The sequence below is a fragment of the Frateuria defendens genome (assembly GCF_001182895.1).
In the GTDB taxonomy this organism is placed as follows: Bacteria; Pseudomonadota; Gammaproteobacteria; order Xanthomonadales; family Rhodanobacteraceae; genus Frateuria_B; species Frateuria_B defendens.
In genome coordinates this window covers 1-1,698 of record NZ_LFQR01000175.1, presented here as the reverse complement: position 1 = coordinate 1,698, position 1,698 = coordinate 1, and the positions used below count along the sequence as shown (strand labels likewise).

Annotated in this window: 1 pseudogene; it reads left to right on the top strand. The window is 57.1% G+C overall.

The window, feature by feature from the left end:
* Nucleotides 1–1,323: pseudogene (locus ACH65_RS20350) on the top strand (hypothetical protein); the annotation flags it as partial.
* Between the last annotated feature and the right edge of the window lie 375 nt (nt 1,324–1,698).

Genomic DNA, 1,698 nt, shown 5'->3' with positions numbered 1-1,698 from the left:
ATGCGGGCGGCGGGCGATATCGCCAGCTATATGCAGCACCAGGCGCTTAATCAGGGCGATGAAGACCAGGCTAAGGCTTGGAGTGATGGAGGCGCCAACAAAATTCTGCTCCATGGACTGGTAGGAGCGGCTACGGCGGCGCTGGGTGGTGGCAGTGCCGCGCAAGGCGCGCTGGGTGCGGGTGCAAGCGAAGCGGCCAGCAGCGCCATGGAGCACTACCTGGTGGAGAACCATGTCGATCCGGGTTCGGGCCAGGGCAAGCTGCTGATGCAGTTGGGTAGTGTGGCTATCGGTGGTGCGGTAGGCGCAGGCGCAGGCGCATCGACGGCGCTGGCTGGTGAACTGTACAACCGTGAGTTGCATCCGGATGAGACAGCCAAGCTGGACCAGCTCAAGGAGGGCAAGAGCGCGGAAGAGCAGCAGCGCTTGGACGACGCGGCCTGCGCCTTGATCTCCTGTGCAGATGGTGTGTCGTCGGATTCGCCCAACTACGCGGACCGCTTGGCATCGCAGCAGCGTGGGCAAGCCGATACGGCAGAGCAAGCCACCTTGCGTGCCACGGGACTGTTCGACTACGGCTACTTCACAGGCATCGCGGATGATTGGACCCACAACAACTTGAACACGCTTAACGGGTGGAGTCAGCTTGTACTGGGAGCAATGCAAGGCGCGTTGCAGGTTGCCGTGCCCTTCATTGAGCCGGACAAGGCTCCAGGTTGGCAGAATAGCGATCTGGTGCCGATGAGTCCGGCGCAGCGGCAGCAGTTGACGGACCCCATGGCAGGGGCATCCGACCCCCAGCAGCTTGGCTATCAGGTGGGCCAGAGCTTGGGGAATGCGGGCTGGTTGGTGTTTGGTGAGGCGGCGCTGGGTGGGGGGGCTTCGGGAGCAAAAAATGCATACCAACCGTTGGATACATTTGAGCCATCAAGTGTTCCAAATGTAGCAGTAACCCCTCCGCTGGACCCAATTCAGCCTCTTGGACCAGGTTGGACGGTGACCACGCCTCGTGGCGTTGGGGCCGCTACCGGCTCCCTACCTGATAACTATGTGATGGTGTCGAGATGGGTAGATCAAAATGAGTTGACCATGTGGTCAAATACCGAAGGAACGGCAATACCTGCAGGAGTAGGCGGTGATCGGGTTTATGTGACGTCTTTTGGTGCACCGCAGCCTGGTGGGACAGGACCGATTCGCATAGATTTCGCGGTGCCGCAATCCTCGTTGGCACCTGCTGGCAACCAATCCTGGTTCCAGATATTTCAACCAGTTCAGCGCGCACCGATCTACAATTTCCGGGCAAATATCCCACCCAGTAATTGATAACGAGATGATTTGATGAAAAGCCTTAAGGTCACTACCGAGTTCGGAATTCTTGTTAGGCGGGCTGCACTCCAGCAACGTAGTGTAAGTCTCGATGATTTGCTGAAATCTATGGATAGTTCGCCACCTCTTGATATAAACGATGACTTGATCTCCTTTGGCCCATCCTTTGGGTCGGAGGCCGTGCATGTATTCATCTCTCGTCTTGAGAAACTTGGGCTTGTGTACAGTGATGATTTTTTTGATTTGAAGATGGATCATCCCGACTGGTGCATATTCCAAGCTTCTTTGAGATGAAGCTCATAAGGCGGTAACGCGGCACTGAGCGCGATCACCGGCAGCGACCTGATCGCGTTGTCCCGTCCATAGTGTCCA